The sequence below is a fragment of the Aquabacterium sp. genome (genome assembly GCF_049317225.1).
Lineage (GTDB): Bacteria > Pseudomonadota > Gammaproteobacteria > Burkholderiales > Burkholderiaceae_C > Aquabacterium.
The window spans coordinates 20,904-46,738 of record NZ_JBMOIR010000023.1 but is presented as its reverse complement, the minus strand read 5'-3'; the positions used below and the strand labels follow the sequence as shown (position 1 = coordinate 46,738).

Annotated in this window: 28 protein-coding genes and 3 pseudogenes; 11 read left to right on the top strand and 20 right to left on the bottom strand. The window is 61.7% G+C overall.

The window, feature by feature from the left end; all coding sequences use genetic code 11:
* Positions 1-188: pseudogene (locus ACOYNB_RS12780) on the bottom strand (cytochrome bc complex cytochrome b subunit); the annotation flags it as partial.
* A gap of 13 nt (positions 189-201) precedes the next feature.
* Positions 202-798 carry a ubiquinol-cytochrome c reductase iron-sulfur subunit gene (petA, locus tag ACOYNB_RS12775; RefSeq protein WP_374259098.1) on the bottom strand — a complete coding sequence of 199 codons (597 nt, stop codon included), beginning with the start codon at positions 796-798 and terminating at the stop codon, positions 202-204.
* A 456-nt stretch (positions 799-1,254) separates the two neighbouring features.
* Between petA and ACOYNB_RS12770 the strand changes: the two genes are divergently transcribed.
* A complete protein-coding gene (locus tag ACOYNB_RS12770; RefSeq protein ID WP_422839406.1) occupies positions 1,255-3,777 on the top strand; it encodes a DUF1631 family protein in 2,523 nt (840 codons plus the stop codon).
* Here the strand turns inward: ACOYNB_RS12770 and pdxA are convergent.
* Entirely contained in the window at positions 3,750-4,772 is a 1,023-nt protein-coding gene (gene pdxA, locus ACOYNB_RS12765) for a 4-hydroxythreonine-4-phosphate dehydrogenase PdxA (protein WP_422839408.1), read from the bottom strand. The genes ACOYNB_RS12770 and pdxA overlap by 28 nt on opposite strands.
* Positions 4,773-4,914: 142 nt before the next feature.
* On the opposite strand from pdxA, the gene hisI reads away from it, so the two are divergent.
* The 6 genes and pseudogenes from hisI to tatC all read left to right on the top strand — a co-directional run bounded on the left by hisI (position 4,915) and on the right by tatC (position 7,262).
* A complete protein-coding gene (gene hisI / locus ACOYNB_RS12760; protein WP_374259100.1) occupies positions 4,915-5,304 on the top strand; it encodes a phosphoribosyl-AMP cyclohydrolase in 390 nt (129 codons plus the stop codon).
* Entirely contained in the window at positions 5,301-5,675 is a 375-nt protein-coding gene (locus tag ACOYNB_RS12755) for a phosphoribosyl-ATP diphosphatase (RefSeq protein ID WP_422839405.1), read from the top strand. Before hisI ends, ACOYNB_RS12755 begins: the two co-directional genes overlap by 4 nt.
* 44 nt (positions 5,676-5,719) lie before the next feature.
* Positions 5,720-5,950 (top strand): Sec-independent protein translocase subunit TatA, encoded by a 231-nt coding sequence (tatA, locus tag ACOYNB_RS12750; RefSeq protein ID WP_422839404.1) that lies wholly within the window; start codon positions 5,720-5,722, stop codon positions 5,948-5,950.
* A gap of 36 nt (positions 5,951-5,986) precedes the next feature.
* Positions 5,987-6,233: pseudogene (gene tatB / locus ACOYNB_RS12745) on the top strand (Sec-independent protein translocase protein TatB); the annotation flags it as partial.
* A gap of 98 nt (positions 6,234-6,331) precedes the next feature.
* Positions 6,332-6,457, top strand: a pseudogene (gene tatB / locus ACOYNB_RS12740) (twin-arginine translocase subunit TatB); the annotation flags it as partial.
* A gap of 25 nt (positions 6,458-6,482) precedes the next feature.
* Complete coding sequence (gene tatC, locus ACOYNB_RS12735; protein ID WP_422839403.1) at positions 6,483-7,262, top strand: twin-arginine translocase subunit TatC; 780 nt, start codon at positions 6,483-6,485, stop codon at positions 7,260-7,262.
* 9 nt (positions 7,263-7,271) lie between these two features.
* Here the strand turns inward: tatC and ACOYNB_RS12730 are convergent, their stop codons facing one another.
* Positions 7,272-8,456 carry a S1C family serine protease gene (locus tag ACOYNB_RS12730; protein WP_422839402.1) on the bottom strand — a complete coding sequence of 395 codons (1,185 nt, stop codon included), beginning with the start codon at positions 8,454-8,456 and terminating at the stop codon, positions 7,272-7,274.
* Between ACOYNB_RS12730 and ACOYNB_RS12725 the strand changes: the two genes are divergently transcribed.
* Positions 8,455-9,234, top strand: coding sequence for a Nif3-like dinuclear metal center hexameric protein (locus ACOYNB_RS12725; RefSeq protein WP_422839401.1), 780 nt, complete (start codon positions 8,455-8,457; stop codon positions 9,232-9,234). The two genes, ACOYNB_RS12730 and ACOYNB_RS12725, sit on opposite strands and share 2 nt — an antisense overlap.
* A 26-nt stretch (positions 9,235-9,260) precedes the next feature.
* Here the strand turns inward: ACOYNB_RS12725 and ACOYNB_RS12720 are convergent, their stop codons facing one another.
* The 13 genes from ACOYNB_RS12720 to ACOYNB_RS12660 form a co-directional block, all read right to left on the bottom strand.
* Positions 9,261-9,848 (bottom strand): CBS domain-containing protein, encoded by a 588-nt coding sequence (locus ACOYNB_RS12720; protein WP_422839400.1) that lies wholly within the window; start codon positions 9,846-9,848, stop codon positions 9,261-9,263.
* Positions 9,849-10,021: 173 nt separating this feature from the next.
* Positions 10,022-10,801, bottom strand: a complete 780-nt coding sequence (hisF, locus tag ACOYNB_RS12715; protein ID WP_422839399.1) for an imidazole glycerol phosphate synthase subunit HisF — start codon at positions 10,799-10,801, stop codon at positions 10,022-10,024.
* A 1-nt stretch (position 10,802) separates the two neighbouring features.
* Complete coding sequence (gene hisA / locus ACOYNB_RS12710; protein WP_420817296.1) at positions 10,803-11,549, bottom strand: 1-(5-phosphoribosyl)-5-[(5-phosphoribosylamino)methylideneamino]imidazole-4-carboxamide isomerase; 747 nt, start codon at positions 11,547-11,549, stop codon at positions 10,803-10,805.
* Positions 11,550-11,600: 51 nt separating this feature from the next.
* On the bottom strand, positions 11,601-12,287 hold the full coding sequence (hisH, locus tag ACOYNB_RS12705) for an imidazole glycerol phosphate synthase subunit HisH (RefSeq protein ID WP_422839398.1): 687 nt from the start codon (positions 12,285-12,287) through the stop codon (positions 11,601-11,603).
* A gap of 34 nt (positions 12,288-12,321) precedes the next feature.
* Positions 12,322-12,945: an imidazoleglycerol-phosphate dehydratase HisB gene (gene hisB / locus ACOYNB_RS12700; protein ID WP_422839397.1), complete on the bottom strand. Its 624-nt coding sequence runs from the start codon at positions 12,943-12,945 to the stop codon at positions 12,322-12,324.
* On the bottom strand, positions 12,942-14,042 hold the full coding sequence (gene hisC / locus ACOYNB_RS12695; protein WP_422839396.1) for a histidinol-phosphate transaminase: 1,101 nt from the start codon (positions 14,040-14,042) through the stop codon (positions 12,942-12,944). The genes hisB and hisC overlap by 4 nt, the downstream gene beginning before the upstream one ends.
* A gap of 6 nt (positions 14,043-14,048) precedes the next feature.
* Entirely contained in the window at positions 14,049-15,362 is a 1,314-nt protein-coding gene (hisD, locus tag ACOYNB_RS12690; protein WP_422839395.1) for a histidinol dehydrogenase, read from the bottom strand.
* Positions 15,363-15,435: 73 nt separating this feature from the next.
* The gene (hisG, locus tag ACOYNB_RS12685) at positions 15,436-16,074 is read right to left on the bottom strand and encodes an ATP phosphoribosyltransferase (RefSeq protein ID WP_422839394.1); all 639 of its coding nucleotides are present in this window, start codon (positions 16,072-16,074) and stop codon (positions 15,436-15,438) included.
* Between the two features lie 5 nt (positions 16,075-16,079).
* A complete protein-coding gene (murA, locus tag ACOYNB_RS12680; RefSeq protein WP_422839393.1) occupies positions 16,080-17,378 on the bottom strand; it encodes a UDP-N-acetylglucosamine 1-carboxyvinyltransferase in 1,299 nt (432 codons plus the stop codon).
* Between the two features lie 81 nt (positions 17,379-17,459).
* On the bottom strand, positions 17,460-17,705 hold the full coding sequence (locus ACOYNB_RS12675; RefSeq protein ID WP_422839392.1) for a BolA family protein: 246 nt from the start codon (positions 17,703-17,705) through the stop codon (positions 17,460-17,462).
* A 55-nt stretch (positions 17,706-17,760) separates the two neighbouring features.
* The gene (locus ACOYNB_RS12670) at positions 17,761-18,534 is read right to left on the bottom strand and encodes an ABC transporter permease (RefSeq protein WP_422839391.1); all 774 of its coding nucleotides are present in this window, start codon (positions 18,532-18,534) and stop codon (positions 17,761-17,763) included.
* The gene (locus tag ACOYNB_RS12665; RefSeq protein WP_422839390.1) at positions 18,531-19,448 is read right to left on the bottom strand and encodes an ABC transporter ATP-binding protein; all 918 of its coding nucleotides are present in this window, start codon (positions 19,446-19,448) and stop codon (positions 18,531-18,533) included. Before ACOYNB_RS12665 ends, ACOYNB_RS12670 begins: the two co-directional genes overlap by 4 nt.
* Positions 19,449-19,499: 51 nt before the next feature.
* Complete coding sequence (locus tag ACOYNB_RS12660) at positions 19,500-19,808, bottom strand: polyhydroxyalkanoic acid system family protein (protein WP_422839389.1); 309 nt, start codon at positions 19,806-19,808, stop codon at positions 19,500-19,502.
* Between the two features lie 180 nt (positions 19,809-19,988).
* Here ACOYNB_RS12660 and ACOYNB_RS12655 point away from each other — a divergent pair, with 180 nt between their 5' ends.
* Positions 19,989-21,140, top strand: a complete 1,152-nt coding sequence (locus ACOYNB_RS12655; RefSeq protein WP_422839407.1) for a M20 aminoacylase family protein — start codon at positions 19,989-19,991, stop codon at positions 21,138-21,140.
* A gap of 6 nt (positions 21,141-21,146) precedes the next feature.
* Here the strand turns inward: ACOYNB_RS12655 and ACOYNB_RS12650 are convergent, their stop codons facing one another.
* On the bottom strand, positions 21,147-21,851 hold the full coding sequence (locus tag ACOYNB_RS12650; protein WP_422839388.1) for an RNA ligase family protein: 705 nt from the start codon (positions 21,849-21,851) through the stop codon (positions 21,147-21,149).
* A gap of 16 nt (positions 21,852-21,867) precedes the next feature.
* Entirely contained in the window at positions 21,868-22,446 is a 579-nt protein-coding gene (locus ACOYNB_RS12645; RefSeq protein WP_422839387.1) for a hypothetical protein, read from the bottom strand.
* Positions 22,447-22,512: 66 nt separating this feature from the next.
* Between ACOYNB_RS12645 and ACOYNB_RS12640 the strand changes: the two genes are divergently transcribed.
* On the top strand, positions 22,513-24,273 hold the full coding sequence (locus ACOYNB_RS12640) for an AAA family ATPase (protein ID WP_422839386.1): 1,761 nt from the start codon (positions 22,513-22,515) through the stop codon (positions 24,271-24,273).
* A 3-nt stretch (positions 24,274-24,276) separates the two neighbouring features.
* Entirely contained in the window at positions 24,277-24,960 is a 684-nt protein-coding gene (locus ACOYNB_RS12635) for a general secretion pathway protein GspB (RefSeq protein ID WP_422839385.1), read from the top strand.
* Between the two features lie 6 nt (positions 24,961-24,966).
* Here the strand turns inward: ACOYNB_RS12635 and ACOYNB_RS12630 are convergent, their stop codons facing one another.
* The gene (locus ACOYNB_RS12630) at positions 24,967-25,815 is read right to left on the bottom strand and encodes a ModD protein (RefSeq protein WP_422839384.1); all 849 of its coding nucleotides are present in this window, start codon (positions 25,813-25,815) and stop codon (positions 24,967-24,969) included.
* Between the last annotated feature and the right edge of the window lie 20 nt (positions 25,816-25,835).

The window sequence follows — 25,835 nt, the reverse complement described above, 5'->3', positions numbered from 1 at the left end:
ACGATCTGGATCACCAGCACCAGCATGGCCAGCGAGCCAAAGAAGTACCAGAAGTTGAAGTTCTTCGGCGCGTAGTACTCGGACATGTGCTCCTTGTACATCTTCGTGGCCGGGAATCGATTGTCGATCCAGGTCATGAACTTCTCGCCTGCCGAGGCGCCCGCAGGCGCTTGCTTGAATTCAGCCATTGTTTATCTCCGATCAGGCCTTCTTGTCTTCACCAATCAGCAGCTTGGTGTCAGACAGGTACATGTGGGGAGGAACTTCAAGGTTGGTGGGCGCGGGCTTGTTCTTGAACACGCGGCCAGCCAGGTCAAAGGTCGAACCGTGGCAGGGGCACAGGAAGCCACCTTGCCAGTCGTCCGGCAGCGAAGGCTGAGGACCGGTCTGGAACTTCGACGAAGGCGAGCAACCCAGGTGCGTACAGATGCCGACCGTCACCAGGTACTCTGGCTTGATCGAGCGGTGCGCATTGCGGGCGTACTCGGGGCACTCTTCAGGCTTCAGCTCGGACTTGGGGTCCGTCAGCTGGCCTTCGATTTTGGCCAGAGCAGCCAGCTGCTCGGGCGTGCGGCGCATGATCCACACGGGCTTGCCGCGCCATTCGACTGTCATCATTTCGCCCGGTTTCAGGGCGCTGATATCAGCCTCAACGGCGGCACCGGCAGCACGAGCACGCTCGGAAGGTTGGAATGTCGAAACGAAGGGGATGGCGGTGGCCACGCCGCCCACGCCACCGGCGGCGCAGGCCATGGTCACCCAGGTCCGACGGCTTTGATCCACTGGCTTGTTGCTCATGGGTATCCTCAGGGACTGATGGGACGATGACAGAGGTTTGGGGTCAACCTCGTATTCTAACGGACGCCAACAGGGTTAATTACCTAGTCTCATCAAGGTTGCTCAAACATCGCACAAAACAGCCTGCAACTTTTTCGCAACAGCCGGCACCAGACGAGACGCATCCAGAGAGGCTACCTCGTCGTCGCCCCACCGCTGCCATCCTCATGCGTTTTTTCACCAATGCACACGAATTTGATGCACTCAAAAGTAAAGGGATGATCTGAAATGGTTAACCTTTACAAAGTCAGGCGCTTGGTCAGCGGGCTTGCGCAGCTTTCATCATTCAAAATTGGTGACAGTTTGCAAAAGCACGAAAGCCGCAGCGCCGGCGGTCGATAACCTACGATAACGGGGCTCCGCGCGGAGCGCTCCGTGCTTCTCACCTCATCAACTTTGCAGTGATTGGATGTTTGCGTGACAGACCATCGTCTCGAAACCGTTTTGCAGGCCGCCGTGGGCCGCATCAAGGTGACGGTGTCGTCCACCCTGGACAAGCTGGCCACGCAGTTGGGCCCCTTGGCCTTGTCCGCCACCAATAACGCCCAACGGCAGGTACTGAACGAGGCTGATCGCGTCTTGCGCCTGAAGGGCAGCGCGATCAAATCATCGTTTGATCGCGCCATCGAAAGCCAAGTGACCCGAGGTGGTCGCAACAGCCAGCAAGGCACCTTGAGCAACGGCCCAGATGCAACAGACTGGGCTTCGCTCTCGCTGGTCGACAACGACGAGGTTGAACGGGGCGTGATGGCCGATCGCATGGCCCGCACCGTTCTGGCCGACTGCGACAATGCTTTCGAGTCGGTCGGCAGCTTCATCGCCTCGTTGGTCGGCGATGCCAGCCCGGATCGCAACCCACTGCGGCCACAGAAGATCACGCGCGCACTGCTGGATGCCATGGCCGAAGCCGGCTGCGACGAAGAATCGCTCCAGGTCCTGGCAGGACAGTTAGCCCGCACACTCGGCCCGGAACTCGACGCCTGCTACAAGCAACTGGCGGCCGACATGCGGACCCAGGGCGTGCAGCCACTGGCCATGACGCTCCAGCGTACTGCAGCCCCCAACAACTCCATGTTCGCCGGACTGAGCGGCACGTCGTCCGGGGGCACCACCAACTCAGAGCAAGGCGAGTTGGGAGCGTCGTCCACCCGCAGCGGCGCTTTTGGCGAAACGCAGTCGGGCCGGATGACTTCCTCGCCCCCGCCCGAGGCCCATCTGCGCGCAGCACAGGCGCTGGGTGAAATGTTCGGCGTCAGCATGCCCAACACCACCACTGGTGCGCAGTCCGGGCTCGCGCCATTGGGCTGGGCACCCCGTACAAGCGGCGCGCCTTTGCCCCCCGTCAGCGCCGACTTCCAAAACCTGCTCCGCCAGATCACGCAACAGGCGGGTCCGTCCGGTTGGGACACGCTGGCTGCTGCCGGGTACTCGACACCCGGCATCGGTTTCCCGGGTGCGTCAGCTACCGATGCCGCAGGAGCTGCCGGGTTTGCCGGCCCCCTGATGGCCGCCAATCTGATCAGGGTTCACCGCGATGAACTGATCAAGGCCAGCGGCGGTGCTGCCATCGACCAGATGGTGATCGACATCGTGGCAGCGCTGTTCGATCAGGTGCTCTCTGACCCGAAGGTAGCCCCCCAGATGGCACGGCAGATTGCCCGGCTGCAAATGCCCGTGCTGCGTGTCGCGTTGGGCGACATGACCTTCTTCAACTCGCGCAAGCATCCGGTTCGGCGCTTCGTGAACCGCATGGCCACACTGTCGGCGTCATTTGATGACTACGACCAAGGACCGGGCAAGGCTTGCCTCGACCGCATCACCGAATTGGTCAACGAGATCGTCGATGGCGATTTCGACCGCATGGATGTGTATGACGCCAAGCTGAAAGAGCTGGAATCGTTCATTGATGCCGAAAGTGCGCGTGATGCCGCCGAGCATGCGGCCGTCGCAGAGTTGCTCAGCGGCAAGGAAGCCGATTTGCGCGTTCAGCAGCGCTACATGCAGATCCTGAAGCGCGAACTGCTGGACGTCGAAATGCCGGAGTTCGTGCGCGACTTCCTCTCGCAGATCTGGAGTCAGGTACAGGTCATGGCTCTCGCGCACGGCGGCCCAGACTCGCCTTTGGCACAACGCATGAAACGTGCAGGTCATGATCTGGCGCTCAGCGTGCAGCCCAAGGGCAGCCCACAGCTGCGCAAGGAGTTTCTGCTGCGGCTGCCGCAACTGATGAAGGACCTGAACGAGGGTCTGGCCATGATTCAGTGGTCAGAGTCCGCCAAGCAGCAGTTCTTTGCGCAGTTGTTGCCGGCTCACGCGGCCGGTCTGAAGGCGGCACCGCCTCACGAATTGACCACACGACTGCTGGAGCAACGCCTTCATCAGGTCGAACAGATCTCCATTCCATCCAGAGAAGAAGCGGCCAACGATCCGCTGCCGTCATCTCTGGATCAGTTGGGCGAAGCACCGACCTTGACGGTGGCCTCGGCACTCTCCCCCGAGGAAGTCCAGCAAGCCGGCTTCGTCCCCGAAGCCGCACTGAGCGCAGAGGGTGATCTCGACATCAACCTGGATTTGCCAGGCGAGGCCGACCCCAGCCTGAGCGACATCGATATCAATCTGGACATCCCGCCGCCGCCCTCTGCGGGGCTGCAATTGGTGCACCACATCCAGAAGGGCACGCCGTACCAAATGATGATGCAGGGCCAGTGGAAAAAGGTGCGTCTGACCTGGGTGAGCGATGGCCGCACCTTCTTCATCTTCACGCACGGGCAGATGCACAAGCAGACCATTTCGCTGACTGGCCGCACGCTTGCCAAGATGTGCGAAACCGGCCGCTTCAAGGCCTTTGAACAGTCCGAGCTGATCGAGCGCGCCACGGTGCGCGCCCGCCGCCAACTGGCTGCACTGCGCAGTCAGTCTCGCGCAGCCGGCGCTGCCTGACGCCCCGAGACCAGCAGGCGCGCCATGCGCGCAGCCTCGGCCAGACTGGATTCGTCGGCCCGCCCCGTCCCAGCCAGGTCGAAGGCTGTGCCGTGATCCGGACTGGTGCGCACAAACGGCAAGCCCAGGGTGACATTGACCCCCTGATCCAGCCCCAGGTACTTCACCGGAATGAGCCCTTGGTCGTGGTACATCGCGACCACGACGTCAAACTCGCCCGTGTGCGCGGGCGGCGCATGCCGCGCACGCATGAACACGGTGTCCGGGGCATAAGGGCCACTGGCATCGATGCCCATGGCGCGAGCCGCCTCAATGGCCGGGCTGATGATGCGCAACTCTTCGTCACCAAACAGCCCCCCCTCCCCGGCATGCGGGTTCAAGCCCGCGACAGCAATGCGTGGCGACGGCTGCCCCCACAGGCGCGCGCTGCCATGCGTGATCCGCAACGTTTCCAGCACAGCGTCATAGGTCACCTGTTCGATGGCCTGTCGCAACGAGACGTGGATGGTGACCAACACGGTTTTGAGCTGATCGTTGGCCAACATCATGCGCACGGGAGCGGGCGGCTGCCCGGGCGGGGCACCCTCTGCCTGCAGCAACTCGGTATGGCCAGGATATGGCTCACCCGCCAGCGACAAGGCCTCTTTGTGCAGCGGTGCCGTGACGATGCCAGCCACCAACCCCTGCTGCGCCAGGCGAACGGCCTCACGAATGCTCGCCGCTGCCGCACGGCCCGCGCGCGCATCAATCTGCCCCACAGGCGCATCGATCACGTCGGCCGGCAAACCGGGCGGCTTCAGCACAGCCATGTCCCCAGCCAACAGGCCTGCCACCTCTCCCACCGACGCCACGGGCACCACCCGAAGTTCGGCCCCCCGCCCCACGCTCAGTACGGCACGCCGCATCACGACGGGACAACCGATGACCAGCGCGGCGGGGCGCCCTTGCCACCACTTGGCGATGATCTCGGGGCCAATGCCACAGGCATCCCCCATGGTGACCGCCAGCAGCGGCAAGCTTGCTTCATCCCGAGCAGACACGAACCGAATCCTTCATGAGGGTTTGAGATAAGGATATTGTGATGCCTTCCATCCCTTCGAGCGTCATCTGGCCCCTCGATTGCTACACTCCCCACCTATGACTTGGTTAGATGAAATCCGCTGGGATGAAAACGGCTTGGTGCCGGTCATTGCCCAGGAAGACAGCACGGGTGACGTGCTGATGTTTGCCTGGATGAACCGGGAGGCACTGGCCTTGACCGCTGAACGCGGTGAAGCCGTGTATTGGAGCCGCTCGCGCAAAAAGCTCTGGCACAAGGGCGAAGAATCCGGCCACATCCAGAAAGTGCATGCCATCCGCATGGATTGTGACAACGATGTCGTGCTGTTGCGCGTGACACAACTCGGTCACGAACCTGGCATAGCCTGTCACACTGGCCGTCACAGTTGTTTCTTCCAGAAGTACGACAATGGCCAATGGGTCGCTATCGACCCTGTTCTCAAAGATCCTGAACACATTTACAAATGACCGCCTCGCTGGATACCTTGGACGTGCTGAACCGTGTGGCAGCCGTCATTGAGTCGCGCAAAGGTGGCGACCCTGACAAGAGCTACGTCGCACGCCTGTTTCACAAAGGCACGGACACCATCCTGAAGAAGGTGGGCGAGGAAGCCACGGAAACCGTACTGGCCGCCAAGGACATGGCCGCCGAGGCCAGCCCCGAGCACCGCAAGGCCTTGGTGGGCGAGTTCGCTGACCTGTGGTTCCACTCAATGGTCGCCATGGCCCATCTGGGCGTCGGCCCAAACGATGTGGTGGCCGAATTGGCGCGCCGCGAAGGCCTGTCTGGCCTGGAAGAATTTGCATCGCGCCAGTCCAAGCCTGGTGCTGCAGCCTGATCAACGTTTATTTTGGGTCCTCTGCGCCCTAACTGGAGTACATCATGGGTTCGTTCAGCATTTGGCACTGGCTGATTGTTCTGGTCATCGTGGTTCTGGTGTTCGGCACCAAGAAGCTCAAGAACGTGGGCACCGATCTGGGCGCCGCCGTCAAGGGTTTCAAGGACGGCATGCGTGACGGCACCACCTCGGCCGACGCCGCACAGCAGCAAGTGACCAACGCCACGCGCAACGACGCCAACACGGTCGACGTCGACGCCAAGACCAAGTCCTGAGTCCCCTCGCCCTCTCCGCTTGGCGGGATCTGACGCATGATCGACTTTGGTATTGACAAAATCGCCCTCATTGGCGCAGTGGCCCTGATCGTCATCGGTCCGGAAAGGCTGCCTCGCGTCGCCCGCACGGTGGGCTTGCTGATTGGCAAGGCCCAGCGCTATGTGTCACAGGTGCAAAGCGAAGTGAACCGTTCCATCGAGCTGGAAGAGCTCAAGAAGATGAAAACGGGCATGGAAAACGCTGCACGGGACATCAATGCGTCGGTCTCCGACGGGCTGAAAGAGGCTGCCCAGGCCTTGGGCGAACAGCACCAGACCACGAGCGGCCCGGGTTACTACAACGACCTGCCCGATCTGCCTTACACAGATGACGGCAAGCGTGTCCGCAAGAATTGGCGGCTCAAGCGAGGCGCGACGCCGCTTTGGTACAAACAACGCCATGGCGTGCGCCGACACATCCAGTCGGGTGCCGCGCGCGTGGCACGCTTCCGGCCGCGTTCGCGGTGAAGCACTCAAGCATTGACTGATCCCTGTGAGCGACAACCCACGCCCTGATGAGCTCGACGGCACCGAGCAGCCTTTTGTCTCCCACCTGATCGAACTGCGCGATCGGCTGGTGCGTGCCTTGATGGCAATTGGCGTGGCCTTCATTGTGCTGGCCATCTACCCGTCGCCATCGGGCTTGTATGACTTGCTGGCCATGCCCCTGGTGCAACACCTGCCCAAGGGCGCCACGCTGATTGCCACCAACCCGATCTCACCCTTCATGGTGCCCATCAAGGTCACCATGCTGGCTGCCTTCATGCTGGCTCTGCCCGCGGTGCTGTATCAGATCTGGGCCTTTGTTGCTCCGGGTCTGTACAGCCACGAAAAGAAACTGGTGCTGCCACTGATCGTTTCCAGCACCCTACTGTTCTTCCTGGGTGTGGGCTTTTGCTACTTCTTCGTGTTCGGGAAGGTATTCACCTTTATCCAGTCGTTTGCACCCAAAAGCATCACGGCCGCCCCTGACATTGAGGCCTACCTGAGCTTCGTGCTCAACATGTTCCTTGCGTTTGGCGCCGCTTTCGAGGTGCCGGTGGTCTTGGTCATCCTCGTGCGCATGGGCATGGTATCGGTGCAAAAGCTGCGCGAATTCCGCAGCTACTTCATCGTCATCGCCTTCGTGATCGCCGCCGTGGTGACCCCTCCTGACGTGGTGTCACAACTGGCACTGGCCATCCCGATGTGCTTGCTTTACGAAGCAGGCATTTGGGCCGCGCAGTTGTTCGTCAAGCACACACAGGCGCCGTCAGAAGACAGCGCCAGTTGATCCGCTCACTCACTGCTCGTCGCCGTCTTGGCGGGGCGACACGGCCATGTGCGGGCGCTTGGCCACGACCACGTCGACGTTGAGCACCTCACCGCCTCGCTGCACGCGCAACTTGGCCGATTGGCCGGGCCGCAGCAAAGCCACAGCGTTCAGCAATTGCGCGGTGTTGGCCACCTTGGTGTCGGCCACTTGAACCACCACGTCGCCCGGGCGGATGCCACCCACGGCTGCGGGACCGTTGTGCAACACGCCGGTGATGAGCACCCCTTCTTTCAAGGGCAGGTTGAAGGTTTCGGCAATTTCAGGGGTCAGATCACGGGGTTCCACGCCGATCCAGCCACGGGTCACCTGTCCGTCCTTGATCAAGCTGTCCATGACCTGGCGCGCCGTAGACACTGGGATGGCAAAGCCGATCCCCATGTTGCCGCCCGAGCGCGAATAAATGGCACTGTTGATGCCGACAAGGTTGCCATCTACATCCACCAGCGCCCCGCCCGAGTTACCGGGGTTGATGGCCGCATCGGTCTGGATGAAGTTCTCAAACGTGTTGATGCCCAACTGATTGCGCCCCAAGGCGCTGACGATCCCGGCCGTGACGGTCTGCCCCACCCCGAACGGATTACCGATAGCCAGGACCGCATCGCCCACCAACAAGGTGTCCGAGTTACCGAAGGTGATTGCGGGCAAGCGATCCAGATCGATCTTGAGCACAGCCAAATCGGTGTCAGGGTCGGTGCCGATCACTTTGGCACGCGCTTTGCGCCCATCGGTCAGCATCACCTCAATGTCGTCCATGCGATCGACCACATGGTTGTTGGTCAGCACATAGCCTTCAGGTGAAACGATGACACCCGAGCCCACACCCGATTGAGGCTGCCCGTCCTGGTCACCAAAGAAATAACGAAACCATTGATCACCACGGCGCGGACTGCGTGCTGCGGCGTTGCTGGTCACCACACTGACCACGGTGGGTGCGGCACGTTGTGCCGCCATGCGGAAGCTGGCACCCGCTGTGCCACTTTTACCAGCGAGGGCACCACTGGCTGGCGTTGGCGCGACCGCCACCGTCGGCCCGGGCAGCGCCTGACGCCAGGAAATCGACTGAATCCACTGGGGGCGGAAAGTGGACACCACGAAAACGACAGCGACAGCAACTGTCACAGTCTGCGAGAAAATCAACCAGATTCGACGCATGAATATCACCAGCCAGAAAGGGCCCACCGTGATCGAAAGAGATGCTTTGCTCAGCCACCTGCAATCGCTGCTGGAGCCTGAGCGCTTCAAGGATTATGGGCCGAACGGTCTACAAGTTGAGGGCAAGACAACGATTCGCAAGGTTGTCACCGGGGTCACAGCCAGTCTGGCCCTGATCAATGCAGCGGTGGCCGCAGGCGCCGATGCCATTCTGGTGCATCACGGACTGTTCTGGCGCGGGCGGGATGGTCGTGTCACGGGCTGGATGAAGCAGCGCCTGGCACAGCTGATTCGCCATGACATCAACCTGATTGCCTACCACCTGCCCCTGGATGCCCACCCAGGCTTGGGCAACAACGCACAGTGGGGTGCCTTGCTGGGTTTGTGTGCCGACGAGACGTTTGGTGAGCAGTCACTGGGTTTCATCGGCGCTGCGCAAGAGATGACCAGCGTGGACCTGTTGGCCGCGCGCGTCCGGGAGCGCATGCAGCGCGCCCCCGTGCTGATCGAGGGTGACGGTCGCCCGCTCAAGCGGATCGCCTGGTGCAGCGGCGGCGCGCAAAGTTACTTTGAAGCCGCCATCGCCGCCGGTGCCGATGCATTTTTGACCGGAGAAATTTCCGAGCCGCAGGCGCATTACGCACGTGAATCCGGCGTGGCCTTCATCGCATGCGGGCACCATGCCAGCGAACGCTATGGTGTGCAAGCGTTAGGTCGCCATCTGGTCAATGAACTGGGCATACAGCACCAGTTCATTGAAATCGACAACCCAGCCTGACCCGTGACCCGGAGCGACTTGGCGCGTCAGTGATGTGCCAAGTCGTGCTCAAGCTCGGCAAAGGTGCGTGCGTGCAACCCAGGCTCGATGGTGATGCTCATCGCCATTTCCAGTCGACGTGCAGAGAACAGGCCGCGCAACACTGTCTGACCGTTCTTCTGCTGGGTAACCAACAGATAACGCAAGCCATGGTCGCGCAAGGTGGCGGCGATGTCTCCCAAACGAGAGGTGCGCACCACGCTCATGTCCACTGTGGGCCACTGCGACAGCGGGACCATGACATCGGCAATGGTCAGTTCATGATGGGAGACTCGGCGTGTTGCCGCATGCAGAACGGGACGCTCGCCCTGAATGTCTTCGGCACTCACCATGCCGATGAGCGATCCATCGGCACCAGACACGAACACCATGCGAACCCCGGCGCGCATCATCAGATGCAGGGTCTGGTCCAATCCATCATGGTGATCCGCCACCACACAAGCACTGTGATGCAGGTCCGTGAACAAGGTAACCGCTGGATCCTGGGGACGCGCTGTACGCTGCACCGAGGGAAGTTGTGGGGCATGAGAGAGGCCCACCAGAGGCAAAGGCATGAAACGATAGCTATCGGGCATGAAGCGCTCCTTGAATCGTTGCCGAAGACAGCTTCAGCTTACGCCTCGGCCTCGGGGCTCGCCAAGACCTGATCTACCCTAGGGTTTTCGGGCAAGATTGCCTCGCTCAGGGTGCCTCAGATGTGAAAAAAGCCACCTTTCGGTGGCTTGGCAGGCTCAAGTTGCACGGTCGCTCAGATGCGAACCGGGATGCCGCGTTGGGCCATCAAGGCTTTGGCCTGGGCCACGGTGTATTCACCGTAATGGAAGATGCTGGCCGCCAGGACGGCATCTGCGCCGCCTTGCTGCACGCCATCGGCCAAGTGGTCCAGGTTACCCACGCCACCGGAAGCGATCACCGGCACACCCACAGCGTCGCTGACCGAACGGGTCAACTCGAGATCGAACCCCGACTTGGTGCCGTCACGGTCCATGCTGGTCAGCAGGATCTCGCCAGCGCCATGCTCGGCCATCTGCCGAGCCCACGCCACGGCATCCAGACCGACGTTCTTGCGCCCACCGTGGCTGTAGACATCCCAACCCGGTCCGCGTGCGGCGAGGTCGTCGCCATGACGCTTCTTGGCATCAATGGCCACCACGATGCACTGCGAACCGTATCGCTCGGACGCATCACGGATCACCTGAGGATTGGAAATGGCCGCAGAGTTGAAGCTGACCTTGTCGGCACCGGCATTGAGCAGGCGACGCACGTCTTCCACCGTGCGCACGCCCCCACCCACCGTCAAGGGGATGAAGACTTGCGAAGCCACGGCTTCGATGATGTGCAGGATCAGGTCGCGGCCATCGCTGGTGGCCGTGATGTCCAGGAAGGTCAGTTCGTCGGCGCCCTGCTCGTTGTAGCGAGCCGCGATTTCAACCGGATCACCGGCATCACGCAGCTCAACGAAATTGACGCCCTTGACGACCCGACCACCGGTCACATCCAGGCAGGGGATGATGCGTTTGGCCAGCACGTCAGACGCCGCCGTTCAGTTCGTCAGCACGCTTCTGGCCGGCGGCAAAGTCGAGGTCGCCGGTGTAGATGGCACGTCCGCAGATCACGCCTTCCACGCCCTCGGACTCGACTGCGCACAGACGCTCGATGTCTTGCAGGTTGGACAGGCCACCCGAGGCGATCACGGGGATGCTCAGGGCCTGCGCCAGCTTGACCGTGGCGTCGATGTTCACGCCCGACAGCATGCCGTCACGGCCGATGTCGGTGTAGATCACGCCTTCGACGCCGTAGTCTTCGAACTTCTTGGCCAGGTCCACCACTTCGTGACCGGAGAGCTTGCTCCAGCCATCGGTCGCGACTTTGCCGTCCTTGGCGTCCAGGCCCACGATGATGTGACCACCGAAGGCGGTACAGGCATCGCGCAGGAAGCCGGGGTTCTTGACCGCAGCGGTGCCAATGATGACGTAGCTCAGGCCGCCGTCGAGGTAGCGCTCGATGGTGTCCAGGTCACGGATGCCGCCGCCCAATTGCACGGGGATCTCATCGCCCACCTCTTTCAGGATGGCCTTGATGGCGGCCTGGTTCACAGGCTGCCCGGCAAAAGCGCCATTGAGGTCCACCAGGTGCAGGCGACGTGCGCCCGCATCCAGCCAACGGCGTGCCATCGCGGCAGGATCCTCGCCGAAGGTGGTGGAATCGTTCATATCGCCTTGCTTCAGGCGAACGCATTTGCCGTCTTTCAGGTCAATCGCAGGGATCAGCAGCATGGCTGTGGTGCGGTAGTGAGGAAAAATCGAAAAAAGATTCTGGAAGCCAGTTTAAGGTTTCCAGAGGAGGAAATTGCGGTACAGCGCCAGCCCGTGTTCTGCACTTTTTTCAGGGTGGAACTGCGTGGCAAAAATGTTATCCCTTGCCACGGCGCAGGTAAAGCGAACACCGTACTCGGTTTCCCCGGCGCTGTGCTGGGGATTGTCCACGACCGCATGGTAACTGTGGACGAAATAGAAAAAGCTGTTGTCCGGCACACCAGCCCAGACCGGATGAGGCTGCCCACCCCACACGCCGTCATGGCGCGCCTGGTGAACACGGTTCCACCCCATCTGCGGCACTTTGTAGCGGCTGCCATCCGGCTGCTTGAGGCCATCCAGGCGGAACTTGATCACCTTGCCGGGAATGAGACCCAGGCCCGGCGTGTCTTGCTCTTCAGAATGGTTGAGCAGCATCTGCATGCCCACGCACACGCCCATCAACGGCTTGTTGGCGGCCGCGTCCAGCACAGCACCGAGCAACTCGCCGCCATGGGCTTCGCGCAGTTCGCGCATGCAGTCGCGCATGGCGCCCTGGCCGGGCAGCACGACGCGCTCGGCCGACTGCACCACCTTGGGATCGTTGGTGACCACCACCTTCAGGTTCAGGTCCTTGGCAGCGTGTTCCACTGCCTGCGACACCGAACGCAAATTGCCCATGCCGTAATCGATGACGGCCACTGTCGAGGTCTGGCTCATGAGAGTCAAAAAGTAAGCAACAGAGGGGCGAGGTTCACAAGGAACCCTTGGTGGACGGGATGATGCCGGCCATACGGGGATCACGCTCGAGCGCGCCACGCAGGGCACGTGCAAACGCCTTGAACACGGTTTCACACTGATGGTGGGCGTTGGCCCCCTTCAGGTTGTCGATGTGCAAGGTGACGCCAGCATGGTTGACGAAGCCTTGGAAGAACTCGTAGGTCAGTTGCGTATCGAAACCGCCGATGCTCCCCGCCGTGAACGGGATGTCGATGTGCAGACCGGGACGACCTGAGAAGTCGATGACCACGCGAGACAAGGCCTCATCGAGAGGCACATAGGCGTGTCCATAACGGCGAATGCCCTTTTTGTCGCCCACGGCCTTGGCAAAGGCCTGACCCAAGGTGATGCCCACGTCTTCCACCGTATGGTGTCCGTCGATGTGGAGGTCACCCACCGCGTGAATGTCCAGATCAATCAGACCATGGCGGGCGATCTGGTCGAGCATGTGGTCGAAGAAACCAATGCCGGTATGCAGCTTGGCCGTGCCAACGCCGTCCAGGTTCACACGAACCGTGATCTGGGTTTCTGCGGTGTTGCGGGTGACTTCTGCGACGCGGTCTGCGCAGTCGGGGGTCACCGTTTGGGGAGCGTTCATGCGGATGGGTGGATCAAAGGTTCACTCAGGATGTCAGCCAAAGCCGTCATCAAGGCGTCATTCTCCGAGGGCAAGCCCACGGTCAGACGGATGCAGTTTGCCAGCAAATGGTGCAGTCCGGACACATTCTTGATCAGGATGCCACGCGCTTTCAGGGCCGCAAAGGCCCCTGCCGCATCATGGACACGCACCAGAATCATGTTGGCCTGACTTGGATAGGCCTTGGCGCCGGGCACGGTGGCGAGGAAGGCCAGCAGGCGCTCACGCTCGGACTTGATGGTGTCAGCCTGACGCGCAAATTCGTCAGCGTGCTCCAGAGCAAAAATGGCGGCCTCGGTGTTGAGCACACTGATGTTGTAAGGTGGACGCACCTTCTCAACCTGCTCAATCAGGTCGGCGCGACCCATCATGTAGCCCAGACGCACCCCCGCCAAGCCAAACTTGGACAAGGTGCGCATCAGCAGCACGTGAGGGTGACGACCCAGTCGGTCCAGATAGGACTTGGACGCGAAAGGCTGGTAGGCCTCATCCATCACCACCAGGCCTTGGCCATTGGCCGCCACAGCCTCGATGATTTGCTCGATGGCCGCGTCATCCCACAGATTGGCCGTGGGATTGTTGGGATAGGCCAGATAGGTCAGCGCAGGCTTGTGTTCACGAATGGCCGCCAGCATGGCCGGCACGTCCAACTCAAAATCGGAAGTCAGCGGCACGCCCACGAAACGCATGCCAGTTTGCTTGGCAAACGCCTCGTACATGACGAACCCAGGCAGCGGCGCCAGCGCGACGGCCCCAGGCTGAGCGCACGCCACCGACAGCAATGAGATCAGTTCGTCGGAACCATTGCCCAGCACCAGCCCGCAATGGGCCGGCACCTTGGCGTGAGCGCGCAAGGCGTGGTGCAGGTCATGGATGCGAGGGCCTGGATAGCGATTCAACGCCACCTTGCCCAGACGTTCACCCAGTTGGGCTTGCAGTTCAGGCGGCAAGGCAAAGGGGTTCTCCATGGCGTCCAGCTTGATGTAGCCGGCAGCGTCCTGCACGTGATAGGCATGCATGGCCAGCACATCAGGACGGAAGACGTTGAGCAGACTCATGGCTTCTTACTTTTTCAAACGGAACTCTGCGGCCTGTGCGTGGGCTTGCAAGCCCTCACCGTATGCCAGCACAGCGGCCGTCTTGCCCAGAATCTGGGCGCCCGCTTCGCTGACTTCGATCAGGCTGGAACGCTTCTGGAAGTCGTACACACCCAGCGGCGAGGAGAAGCGCGCCGTCCCCGAGGTGGGCAGCACGTGATTGGGCCCTGCGCAATAGTCGCCCAAGGACTCCGAGGTGTAAGCACCCAGGAAAATGGCGCCTGCATGCTTGAGCAGCGGCTCCCACTTGTGCGGTTCGTTGGAGGACACCTCCAGGTGCTCGGGCGCAATGCGGTTGCTGATCTCGCACGCTTCTTCCATGTTGCGAGTGAGGATCAATGCGCCACGACCTTCCAGCGAAGCGCGAATGATGTCGGCGCGTGGCATGGTGGGCAACAGGCGGTCGATCTCGGCCTGGACCTGGGCGATATAACCCGCATCCGGGCACAGCAGAATGCTCTGGGCCAATTCGTCGTGCTCAGCCTGACTGAACAAGTCCATGGCGACCCAGTCTGGCGGCGTCGTGCCATCTGCCAGGACCAGGATCTCGGACGGGCCGGCGATCATGTCGATGCCAACCTGACCGAACACGTGCTTCTTGGCGCTGGCCACGTACGCGTTGCCGGGGCCGGTGATCTTGTCGACCTTGGGCACGGTGGCGGTGCCATAGGCCAAAGCAGCCACGGCTTGCGCACCACCGATGGTGAAGGCACGGGTCACACCGGCCACATAGGCCGCGGCCAACACCAAGGGATTCTTTTCACCACCCGGCGTGGGCACGACCATGATGATTTCACCCACACCGGCGACGTGCGCGGGAATGGCATTCATCAACACGGACGAGGGGTACGCCGCCTTGCCACCCGGCACGTAGATGCCGACGCGGTCGAGCGGCGTGACCTTCTGACCCAACAAGGTGCCGTCTTCGTCACGGTACGACCAGCTCAGACCACAAGCCTGCTTCTGGCGTTCGTGATAGCTGCGCACACGGGCTGCGGCACTTTCCAAGGCCTCGCGCTGCACCCCAGGCAGGCTGTCAAAAGCAGCCTTGAGCTCTGCCTGGCCCAACTCCAGCGCCGACATGTCTGCCACGTCCAGGCGATCAAAACGCGCGGTGTATTCCAGCACGGCAGCATCGCCGCGCGTGCGCACATCGGCCAGGATGGCGGCCACACGGTCTTCGATGGCCGAATCGGTCTCGGCCGACCAATGCAGCACCTTCTGGAAGGCGGCATCGAAATCGGGCTGCGTGGTGGCGAGGTGGCGGATCTGGACTGTCATGGTGCCAAGGATCTCAGAAATCAGGGGCAAAGGGGACGTGACCGCGATGGGTTCTCGCGATCAGCGTCATAGCTCAGGCAGGGATGGCCGATTCGAACGCCTGGATCAACGCACGGATGGGCTCGCGCTTGAGTTTCAGCGATGCCTGGTTGACCACCAGACGCGAACTGATGCTCATGATCTGCTCGACTTCGACCAGGTTGTTGGCGCGCAAAGTGTTGCCGGTGGACACCAGGTCCACGATGGCATCGGCCAGGCCGGTCAGCGGTGCCAGCTCCATCGAGCCATACAGCTTGATCAGGTCCACGTGCACGCCCTTGTTGGCAAAGTGCTCACGGGCAATCGTCGTGTACTTGGTGGCCACGCGGATGCGCGAGCCTTGCTTGACGGCGGCAGCGTAATCAAAGTCCGAACGCACGGCCACGCTCATGTGGCACTTGGCGATGTTCAGATCCAGCGGCTGGTAAAGGTTTTCGCCGCCGTGCTCGATCAGCACATCCTTGCCGGCCACGCCGATGTCGGCGCCGCCGTACTCGACATAGGTGGGCACGTCGGTGGCGCGCACCAGCACCACGCGAACATCCGGGCGGTTGGTCGGCAAGATGAGCTTGCGGGTCTTTTCTGGATCTTCGGCGACCTCAATGCCTGCTGCAGCCAGCAAGGGCAGGGTTTCTTCAAAGATGCGGCCTTTGGAAAGAGCAAGTGTGATCATGGGCTTCAGGCCTTGACGCGTTCGATGTCTGCGCCAATGCCGCGCAGTTTGGCTTCCATGCGGTCGTAACCACGATCGAGGTGATAGATGCGATCGACCAGGGTTTCACCGTCGGCCACCAGGCCGGCGATCACCAGGCTGGCCGAGGCGCGCAAATCGGTGGCCATGACGGTGGCACCCGACAGTTGCGGCACACCCGTGACCACCGCGCTGTGACCGTCCACGGCGATTTTGGCGCCCAGACGGATCAGCTCGTTGACGTGCATGAAGCGGTTTTCAAAAATGGTTTCGTGAATGATGGCCGTGCCGTCCGCCACGCAGTTGAGCGCCATGAACTGGGCCTGCATGTCGGTCGGAAACGCCGGATATTCACGGGTACGGAAGCCGACAGCCTTGGGTCGTTCATCGGCACGCACGCGGATCCAGTCGTCACCCGACTCGATCTGCACGCCCGCTTCACGCAGCTTTTCAATCACGGCATCCAGATGGCCGGCAAAGGCCTTGCGCAGCAAGACGTCGCCCCCCGTGGCGCCCACCGCGCACAGGAAGGTGCCGGTTTCGATGCGATCGGGAATGATCTGGTGCGCACGATCCGGCGTCAAACCATGCAGGCGATCCACACCCTGGATGCGGATGCGACTGGTGCCCTGCCCTTCGATCTTGGCGCCCATGGCGATGAGCATCTCGGCCAGGTCGACGATTTCGGGCTCTTGCGCCGCGTTTTCGAGGATGGTTTCCCCCTCAGCCAGCGACGCAGCCATGAGGAAGTTCTCGGTGCCGGTCACCGTCACCATGTCGGTGGTGATCCGGGCGCCCTTCAGGCGTGTGGGTTGACCGTGGGCATCGACCGGCGTACGCGCCTCGATGTAGCCATGCTCAACCGTGATCTGCGCCCCCATGGCCTGCAGGCCTTTGATGTGCTGATCGACCGGGCGCGAACCAATGGCACACCCCCCCGGCAAGGACACACGGGCGCGTCCAAAGCGCGCCAGCAAGGGACCCAGCACCAGGATGGACGCACGCATGGTCTTGACCAGTTCGTACGGTGCTTCCGGGTTGTTGACCTGCCCGGCATCGAGCGTCACGCGATCCGGATTGGCCGCATCGCGCTGCGCCACCACACCCATGTTGGCCAACAGCTTGAACGTGGTCGACACGTCCTGCAGTTGCGGCACGTTGTCGAGCGTCACCGGCTCGGCGCTGAGCAGGGTCGCGCAGAGGTCGGGCAAGGCAGCATTTTTGGCGCCAGAGATCGTCACTTCGCCTTGCAGGCGGCGACCACCGCGAATCAGGAGTTTGTCCATGAAGCACAAAGGGCGCGATGCCACCGCCACAGCGGGGTCGCGCCTGAATAAATTGAATGACTAAAGTCGAGCGATGCCGGATCAGGCCTGCGCCGACCACTCGTCGGGCGTCAAGGTCTTCATCGACAGGGCATGAATCTCAGCCCGCATTCTATCGCCCAGGGCCTGATAGACGCGCTGATGACGCTGGATCCGGGACTTGCCTTCGAACTCAGACGAGACAATCGTCGCGAAAAAATGCTGTCCGTCGCCGTCGACTTCGAGGTGGGTGCAGTGCAAACCGTCGGCGATGTACTGCTGGATGGCGGCTGGCGTGGGATTGGCCATGTCGATTCTTTCACTTAACGAAATCTACAACCACAGGGGCAACGCGTGCGCGCCCTCAGTGACGGATCTTGTAGCCCGACTTGAGCAGGTGCAGGCTCCAGGCCGACACCAGCACCGTGGCCGACAACACGACGGACAGGCTCAACCAGGGGCTGACATCACTGACGCCGAAGAAGCCACGACGGAACCCGTCGATCAAATAGAAAAAAGGATTGAGGTGAGACACCGTGTGCCAGAACGGCGGCAGGGAGTGCACCGAGTAGAACACGCCCGACAGGAAGGTCATGGGCACGATGATGAAGTTCTGGAACACCGCCATCTGGTCGAATTTGTCGGCCCACAGCCCAGCGATCAGACCGAGGCTGCCCAGGAGCACGCCCCCCAACACCGCGAAGATCACGGCCCACCAGGGTTCGGCCAGCCCGGGCACGGCAAACCAGAGGGTGGCCAGCAAAACACCCCCCCCCACCACCAGCCCTCGCACCAGCGAGGCCCCCACGTAAGCCACAAACCATGCACGGTGCGACAAAGGCGTCAGCAGGATGAAGACGAGGTTGCCCGTGATCTTGCTCTGGATGAGGGACGAGGAGGTGTTGGCGAACGCGTTTTGCAGCAAGCTCATCATCACCAGGCCGGGGATGAGGAAGCGGGTGTAGCTCACGTCCTTGAAGACGTGTACATGGTCTTCCAGCACGTGGCCGAAGATGAGCAGGTACAGCACGGCGGTCAGGATGGGGGCCCCCACGGTCTGGAAACTCACCTTCCAGAATCGCAGCACTTCTTTGTAGAACAGGGGGCGAGCGCCCTCCAGGGTCTTGAGCACGCTCATGCGGCCACTCCTTGCTTGCCTTGCATGATGGCCAGGAACACGTCTTCCAGATCCGCGCGACCCAACTCCATGTCTTCGATGGGGCAGTTTGCTTCGCGCAACTGCGCGAGGATGCGCTCCACGTCCAACGCGTCTTTCGCGGGCACCTGCACGATGCGCCCCGTCACACGGGCTTGCGCGGCCAGATCCGGCGGCAAGCTGACATCGGTTTTGAACCGCAACATGGTCGACGCCGTGCCTGCCAGCAAAGCCGAGGTACGGTCCAGCGCCACCAACTCACCTTTTTTGAGCATGCCAATGCGATGGCACAGCGCCTCGGCTTCTTCCAGATAGTGAGTGGTCAGCAAAACGGTGTGCCCGGCCTTGTTGAGGCGGGCAATGAAATGCCACAGCGTTTGGCGCAATTCCACATCCACCCCGGCCGTGGGCTCGTCCAGCACGATGACGGGGGGGCGATGCACCAGGGCCTGCGCCACCAGCACACGGCGCTTCATGCCGCCAGAGAGTTGACGCATGTTGGCGTCCGCCTTGTCACTCAGCCCGAGATTGGCCAGCAGCTCGTCGATCCAGTCGTCGTTATGACGCAAACCGAAGTAGGCACTCTGGATGCGCAAGGTTTCGCGCACCGAGAAAAACGGGTCGAACACCAGTTCCTGGGGGACCACACCGAGGGCGCGGCGAGACTCGCCATATTCGCTCACGACATCGTGCCCAAGCACGGACACACGCCCACCCGAGGCACAGCTCAAGCCGGCCAGGATGCTGATGAGGGTGGTTTTGCCGGCCCCGTTGGGGCCCAGCAAACCGAAGAACTCCCCTTCCGCGATGTCGAAACTGACATCGTTGAGGGCACGCACGGTGCGCCCGCCTGAGGAGAAGGTCTTGGATACGTGCTGAAAGGTGACGGCGCTCATGGAGGGGCCGATTTTAGGCCCCTGCCCCGCACCTCACAGTACGTCGGCCAATCAGGCCTCGCCGCCGGAGGCCTTTTCGATCATGCGGGTGAAGCTCTTGGTGATCTCGGCTTCGATCATGGGCTTGAAGGCCTTCATCATCAGGCCGAGCTTGATGTCGACGTTGAAGCTCTCGCCGGTCACGATCATGGTGCCGTTGACGCCCGAACGTTCGAAGCTCACGACGTCCTTATCGGCACCTTGCTCGGTCTTGCAGGTCAGACCCATCTTGGCACCTGCTCCTTCGACCCAGCGCTGGGCCAGTTCACGTGCCTTGTCCAGGCCGAGAGTGTGGGATTGCTGGAATTGCACGTCGCTCATGTCGGTTTCCTCGTACTCAATCAGGGTTTGCTATGACGGGCGCAACTATAAGGGAGCAGACGGGTAAGATGACCAGCCTCGCAACATGCGACCCGCAGTCGCGCTGCTTTGAACATGACGTCTGTCCACCCTGTTTCGCCCGACACTGTTTTGCCGGACATCCTCGAACAGGCCGATGCCATGCGGGCATTGCGGCGAGACCTGCACGCCCACCCCGAGTTGTGTTTTGAAGAAGTCCGCACCTCGGACATGGTGGCACGCACCCTTCAATCGTGGGGGGTTGAGGTGCACCGCGGGTTGGGCAAAACCGGCGTGGTGGGGGTAATTCAGGGCCGCCCGGGGCCGCGTTCGGTGGGTTTGCGCGCCGACATGGACGCCCTGCCCATGACCGAGCACAACACCTTTGCGCACGCCAGTCGCCATGCGGGCCGCATGCACGCCTGCGGTCACGATGGCCACACGGCCATCTTGCTGGCCGCTGCGCAACACTTGGCCGCCACGCGCGATTTCGATGGCCGCGTCGTCCTGGTGTTCCAACCCGCCGAAGAAGGCGGCGGCGGTGCGCGCGAAATGATGCGAGACGGGCTGTTTGATCGCTTCCCGATGGATGCCATTTTCGGCCTGCACAACTGGCCTGGCATTCCCGCAGGGCATGTGGCCGTGAAATCCGGCCCCGTGTTTGCATCCAGCAATGAGTTCGTGATCACCATCAAGGGCAAGGGTTGCCATGGCGCCATGCCCCACCTGGGCATTGACCCGGTACCCATCGCGTGTCAGCTGGTGCAGTCCTTCCAGACCATCCTGACGCGCAACATGCGCCCGTCCGAAACCGGCGTCATCTCGGTGACGATGATTCAAGCTGGCGAAGCCACCAATGTGGTGCCCGAATCTGTCACGATGCAAGGCACGGTGCGCACCTTCACCACCGATACGCTGGACCTGATTGAAAGCCGGATGCGCGAACTCACTGAGCACCTGTGCACGGCTTTTGGCGCCACGGCCGAGTTCGAGTTCATGCGCAACTACCCGGCCACGATCAACCATCCGGACGAGACGGCGTTCGTGCGTCAGGTGATGGTGGACATGCTTGGGGCCGACCATGTGCAGGAGTTCGAGCCCACGATGGGCGCGGAAGACTTCAGCTACTACCTGCAAGAAAAGCCGGGCACCTATTTCGTGATCGGCAACGGCGATGGCACCCATCGCGAAGGGGGCCATGGCTTGGGCCCCTGCACCCTGCACAACCCCAGCTACGACTTCAACGACAGCCTGATCCCGTTTGCGGCAACGCTGTGGGTGCGGCTGGCTCAACGTTGGCTCAGCCAGCCCTGATGCGGCTTACGCTTCGCCGTCGTCGGTCCAGACGACGCGATTCCACTGGATCGCACGGTTGCGCCAGTGCTCTTCAATGGCCTGCACAAAGTCCGGACGAACGAGCTTGGCCCGCTGCAGCAACCAGTCGTCATCTTCGTAGCGGATGACCACGCCTTCCAGGTGCCCATCACGGTAGTGGCTGCGGTGGGCCTCCACCCATTGGGTCAGCTCCGACAAACTGGTCTGCCCCTGGCTGACCTGCGGCACCTCTCGCAGTCCCAGCTTGACGGCCAATTCATGACGGCGGCGCGTGCTCCAAAATTTCTGGGCCTGCCGGTCGTACACGTCAAAAGCCATGTACCAGTCGGGCAAGCCGTCGTAGTCCAGCGAGTGCTGGGCGGCACACCACTCGCCAAACAGAATGAGCTGATCGCCCAAGGCATCAAACAAATCGCCTTCCCGAATGGCCAGCCACTCGTCGAGGCGCGCAAACTGTCCGCCATACGGCTTGTTGAGATACTGCCCGCGGTTTTGCACGTGCAGCACCGCCTCGCTCGAAAACGAGATGCCCATGTTGGCGCCGTCGAGCTTTTCTTCGACCACCACCGCGTGTTGCAGCAAGGCCTCGGCCTCGCTCGGCGCCAGCACCTTGTCGTCACGCGGCGTGCCCTTGGACAACCAGGCAATGTGCGGCGTGTGCGGAAAACGGAAAAAATCGTGTGTGTGCATGGGCAATGAGTAAACGTCAGACACCGAACTTGTGCCGATGAAAGAGATGCAAGTCGGGCGAGCACAGAAAACGGATGCTCACATCGTGCTCGGCCAGGCAGGGCGACCAATCCAGCCATTTTGAATCGGCCGCCTGCAAGATGGTGGGGTGCTCGGGATGGGTGCGCGCCACGGCCACGAACTTACGGTCGGAGAGGTCAAACGCCGACAGGCGTGTGTCCGGCGGAAAGGCTGTGTAGCCACGATCCGCATCAGCCACCACGGGCACAAGATCACAACGCGCACTGTCGTCGAGGTGGTGAAGCACCCAGCGCAAAAAAGCATCCCCCAAGCCCTGACCATCGCTGGCATGGGTCTTGTGCTGGTACTCGCGAACGATGGCGAAATCGCTGTCCAGAGCAATGCGCCCCTCGGCCATCACCCAGGTCAACCACTGCTGACACGCGGCCACGCAGGCCGACGTTACCCCCGGATGCTGGCCATTGGCCACCAGGATGACGTTGGTGTCCACCACGTAAGTGGCCGGCCGGAACTCCGCGGGCCTCTCGACCGACTTCTCGGGATGATCTGGGGGAAACGATGAGTGGATCGACATGACTCCTTTCGATTGTGCATGAAGTGCGTCGCAGAACCAGGCACAAGCAACGGTATCCTTCAGGGCATGTACGCGTCTTACTTCGGCCTGAAGCAGTCCCCGTTTTCGATTGCGCCTGATCCACGCTATTTGTTCATGAGCGAACGCCACCGCGAGGCGCTCGCTCATCTGTTGTATGGCGTCAATGGGGGCGGCGGTTTCGTGCTGCTGACGGGTGAAATTGGCGCGGGCAAGACCACGATCTGCCGCTGCCTGCTGGAGCAAATTCCGCGCCGCTGCAACGTGGCCTACATCTTCAATCCGAAGATGACGGTGCCAGAGTTGCTGCAAAGCGTGTGCGACGAGTTTCACATTCCGTTGAAGCACGAGGGCCACAGCCCTGCGACCGTCAAGGACTACATTGACCCGCTCAACGAATACCTGCTCAAGACCCATGCAGTGGGGCAAAACAACGTCCTGATCATCGACGAAGCGCAAAACCTCTCGGCCGAAGTGCTCGAGCAGTTGCGCCTGATGACCAATCTGGAAACGAATGAGCGCAAGCTGCTGCAGATCATTCTGATTGGTCAGCCTGAATTGCGTGACATGCTGGCACGTCCCGACATGGAGCAACTGGCGCAGCGCGTGATTGCGCGCTGCCATCTGGATGCCATGTCCGAAAAGGAAACGGCGCAGTACATCCTGCACCGCTTGACGGTGGCGGGGCTGAAAAAGGGCGCGCTGTTTGAACCCAAGGCCATCCGACGCATCCATCAGATCACACGGGGTGTGCCGCGGCGCATCAACCTGCTGTGCGACCGATCCTTGTTGGGGGCGTACGCCGAGGGCAGAACCAAGGTAGACCGCCCCATCGTGGACAAGGCTGCGACCGAAGTGTTCCCGCCACCGACCAAGCCCAGCCATGGGAGCGTCATCCCCTTACAAGCTGTCAGCGTTGGCTTGCCCCCATACCGTCCGTGGCTGGCCATGGGCTCTGCGGTCCTGGCTGGTGTAGTCATGGTCGGCGCGGCCGCCGCGCTGTACCAGAGGCAAGCCGAACGACTCTCCAAGCAGACACAGCCGAAGGCCACCGACAGCCGTACCACGACAGTTGCCACCGCGACTTCGGCGCCAGCCATCGCGGCCAGCGCAGCGACGATACCGCCCTCTGCCCCATCGGCTGCCGCAGCTGCAACAAACATCCCCGCCAACGCTGCATTGCCCCTGGGAACTGCGGAGGAGGTTCTGGCGGCTGCGTGGCACAACGAAGACACAGCTGTGACCGCCTTGGCCAAGCAATGGCAAGTCCAACTAGGCAAAGGCGACGCCTGTCAGGTCGCAACACGCCAACAACTTTTTTGCTTCCGAAACAGCAGTGGCTTGCCACTTGTTCGCCAGCTCGAGCGTCCGGTCATGCTGATGCTGCATGGGGATCGCACACCAACGCTGTATGGCGTGCTGGTGGCGCTCGACGATCAATTTGCCGTGTTGCAACTCGGTGAACAGCGCCTGCGCATCGCACTCGGCACATTGGCCAACGTGTGGCGTGGCGATTTCGTGACCCTGTGGAAGGCGCCCGAAAGCTATCGCAGCAAGATATTGCTGGGACAGAGCGGACCGGTCGTGGATTGGGTGGCGCAGCGCATGAGCCAAATCGATGGCAAAGGCACGCCATCGCAAAGCGAGCGCATCGTGTACGACACTGCGCTGCAAGGACGTGTACAGGACTTTCAACTCGCCCAAGGCCTGAAGCCAGATGGGGTGGTGGGTGGCACCACCTTCATGCAGATCAACCGGCTCACGGGCATTGATGAACCCCGTCTGCCCACGCCAGCAACGTTGAGGTAAGCCATGTCGTACATCCTTGACGCACTGAAAAAAGCGGATGCTGAGCGTGAACGCGCTGCGGTGCCTGGACTGCACACTGCGGCGACACCCCTGGCAGATGACGCCTTGCCGAAAACCATCTCGGTCACCCCCCTGGCGATGGGTTTTGCCGCCGTGGCATTGGCAGCCTTGGGCGTGATGGGGTGGCAACTCTGGCAGCATGCTGCAACGCCTACGCCAGCACCTGCACAACCATCATCACCGCCCCCCATGATGATGCCGCCGCCCATGCAGCCTCCGGCGTCGATGCCCGCGCCAGCACCGAGCTTGCCTGCGTCGCAACCGATGCCAGTACCACCTCAGGCACAACCATCGCCGACGCCATTCACAGACAGCGTCAGGCAGAGCACACCGCAGCAGCCCGTGGCTTCACGCCCATCGAGCACGCCAAAGGTCACGACTCCCGCGACGGCCAACTCGCCCATCCTGCGTTTGAATGAGCTGCCCGAGGAGATGCGTCGCACACTGCCCAACATGGTGTTTGGCGGGGCGATGTATTCGGACGTGCCCAGCAAGCGCATGCTGATCATCAATGGCGGGGTTTTCCACGAAGGGGATCAGCCCATGTCGGGCTTGAGCCTCGATGAAATCCGCCTGAAATCTGCCGTATTCAGCTACCAAGGGCAGCGCTTCAGCGTCGCGTACTGACGCCCCTCAGGCGTCGCGAGAGAAGCGCACCTCGATGTCTCGCGGCACGGCATGGGGCAAGGCAGAGCTCACCAGCATCTCTGCCCCAGCAATCGCATAAGCGACCGCATTGGCGGCCGTAACCTCACCAGACACCACCAGCATCGGGTGCAGTTTGGCCGTGTGCAGGGCCAAGCGGCAGGTGCGGACGGCATCCGGTAGCATGCCTTGCAATTCCAGCACTTCGGCGCCAGCCGAGGCCATGGCCAGAGCTTCTTGCAAAGACCCGACTTCGGCCACCAGTCGCCGTTCCGGGTGGTGCTTGCGTAAGCGGCCCACGGTGTCGTCGAGCGTGGCGTCCATGAACACCCGCTGCGCCGGGGTCAGCACCAGACTGTCCGACAGGTTGAGCCGGTACATGGTCCCGCCGCCGCTGTGAACGGCCTTGGCCATGAGCGCACGGGTACCAGGAAAGACTTGTGCCGTGCAAGCCAGTGGCAGCGTGTGCCCCGCCGCACGCAATTCGGTGACGATGCGCGCCACTTCACTGGCCAAACCGCTCGTATCGGCGATGAGGGTGCGCGCCAGCGGCCACACGCGCAGCAAGGTGGAGGCCGGGCCATGGGCACCCAGCAACTCCGTCCCGGCGGGCACATGGCGCCCTGACGGTGACAGCACATGGGCCTTGGCGCCACACAACTCGAACAAGCGGGCCGCTTCCTCACACCCACACACGGTCATGGGCTGCTTGGCCGCCAGCGTCACGCTGCCCGGCTGATCGCCGAGCCCGAGGCTCATGGTGCTGAGATCCCCATAAGGGGCTTCGTCACGCAAGAGCTGTTGAAGGGCTTCATCAGACAGGGCCAGTAACGACATGGTGGTCACTCCTGTTGAGA

Excerpts from the sequence above, each read along its gene's own strand:
- petA (WP_374259098.1), bottom strand. The coding sequence starts at position 798 with ATGAGCAACAAGCCAGTGGATCAAAGCCGTCGGACCTGGGTGACCATG.
- pdxA (WP_422839408.1), bottom strand. The coding sequence starts at position 4,772 with ATGGGGGATGCCTGTGGCATTGGCCCCGAGATCATCGCCAAGTGGTGG.
- hisI (WP_374259100.1), top strand. The coding sequence starts at position 4,915 with ATGACTTGGTTAGATGAAATCCGCTGGGATGAAAACGGCTTGGTGCCG.
- ACOYNB_RS12755 (WP_422839405.1), top strand. The coding sequence starts at position 5,301 with ATGACCGCCTCGCTGGATACCTTGGACGTGCTGAACCGTGTGGCAGCC.
- tatA (WP_422839404.1), top strand. The coding sequence starts at position 5,720 with ATGGGTTCGTTCAGCATTTGGCACTGGCTGATTGTTCTGGTCATCGTG.
- ACOYNB_RS12725 (WP_422839401.1), top strand. The coding sequence starts at position 8,455 with ATGAATATCACCAGCCAGAAAGGGCCCACCGTGATCGAAAGAGATGCT.
- ACOYNB_RS12730 (WP_422839402.1), bottom strand. The coding sequence starts at position 8,456 with ATGCGTCGAATCTGGTTGATTTTCTCGCAGACTGTGACAGTTGCTGTC.
- ACOYNB_RS12720 (WP_422839400.1), bottom strand. The coding sequence starts at position 9,848 with ATGCCCGATAGCTATCGTTTCATGCCTTTGCCTCTGGTGGGCCTCTCT.
- hisA (WP_420817296.1), bottom strand. The coding sequence starts at position 11,549 with ATGCTGCTGATCCCTGCGATTGACCTGAAAGACGGCAAATGCGTTCGC.
- hisH (WP_422839398.1), bottom strand. The coding sequence starts at position 12,287 with ATGAGCCAGACCTCGACAGTGGCCGTCATCGATTACGGCATGGGCAAT.
- hisB (WP_422839397.1), bottom strand. The coding sequence starts at position 12,945 with ATGAACGCTCCCCAAACGGTGACCCCCGACTGCGCAGACCGCGTCGCA.
- hisC (WP_422839396.1), bottom strand. The coding sequence starts at position 14,042 with ATGAGTCTGCTCAACGTCTTCCGTCCTGATGTGCTGGCCATGCATGCC.
- hisD (WP_422839395.1), bottom strand. The coding sequence starts at position 15,362 with ATGACAGTCCAGATCCGCCACCTCGCCACCACGCAGCCCGATTTCGAT.
- hisG (WP_422839394.1), bottom strand. The coding sequence starts at position 16,074 with ATGATCACACTTGCTCTTTCCAAAGGCCGCATCTTTGAAGAAACCCTG.
- murA (WP_422839393.1), bottom strand. The coding sequence starts at position 17,378 with ATGGACAAACTCCTGATTCGCGGTGGTCGCCGCCTGCAAGGCGAAGTG.
- ACOYNB_RS12675 (WP_422839392.1), bottom strand. The coding sequence starts at position 17,705 with ATGGCCAATCCCACGCCAGCCGCCATCCAGCAGTACATCGCCGACGGT.
- ACOYNB_RS12670 (WP_422839391.1), bottom strand. The coding sequence starts at position 18,534 with ATGAGCGTGCTCAAGACCCTGGAGGGCGCTCGCCCCCTGTTCTACAAA.
- ACOYNB_RS12665 (WP_422839390.1), bottom strand. The coding sequence starts at position 19,448 with ATGAGCGCCGTCACCTTTCAGCACGTATCCAAGACCTTCTCCTCAGGC.
- ACOYNB_RS12660 (WP_422839389.1), bottom strand. The coding sequence starts at position 19,808 with ATGAGCGACGTGCAATTCCAGCAATCCCACACTCTCGGCCTGGACAAG.
- ACOYNB_RS12655 (WP_422839407.1), top strand. The coding sequence starts at position 19,989 with ATGCGGGCATTGCGGCGAGACCTGCACGCCCACCCCGAGTTGTGTTTT.
- ACOYNB_RS12650 (WP_422839388.1), bottom strand. The coding sequence starts at position 21,851 with ATGCACACACACGATTTTTTCCGTTTTCCGCACACGCCGCACATTGCC.
- ACOYNB_RS12645 (WP_422839387.1), bottom strand. The coding sequence starts at position 22,446 with ATGTCGATCCACTCATCGTTTCCCCCAGATCATCCCGAGAAGTCGGTC.
- ACOYNB_RS12640 (WP_422839386.1), top strand. The coding sequence starts at position 22,513 with ATGTACGCGTCTTACTTCGGCCTGAAGCAGTCCCCGTTTTCGATTGCG.
- ACOYNB_RS12635 (WP_422839385.1), top strand. The coding sequence starts at position 24,277 with ATGTCGTACATCCTTGACGCACTGAAAAAAGCGGATGCTGAGCGTGAA.
- ACOYNB_RS12630 (WP_422839384.1), bottom strand. The coding sequence starts at position 25,815 with ATGTCGTTACTGGCCCTGTCTGATGAAGCCCTTCAACAGCTCTTGCGT.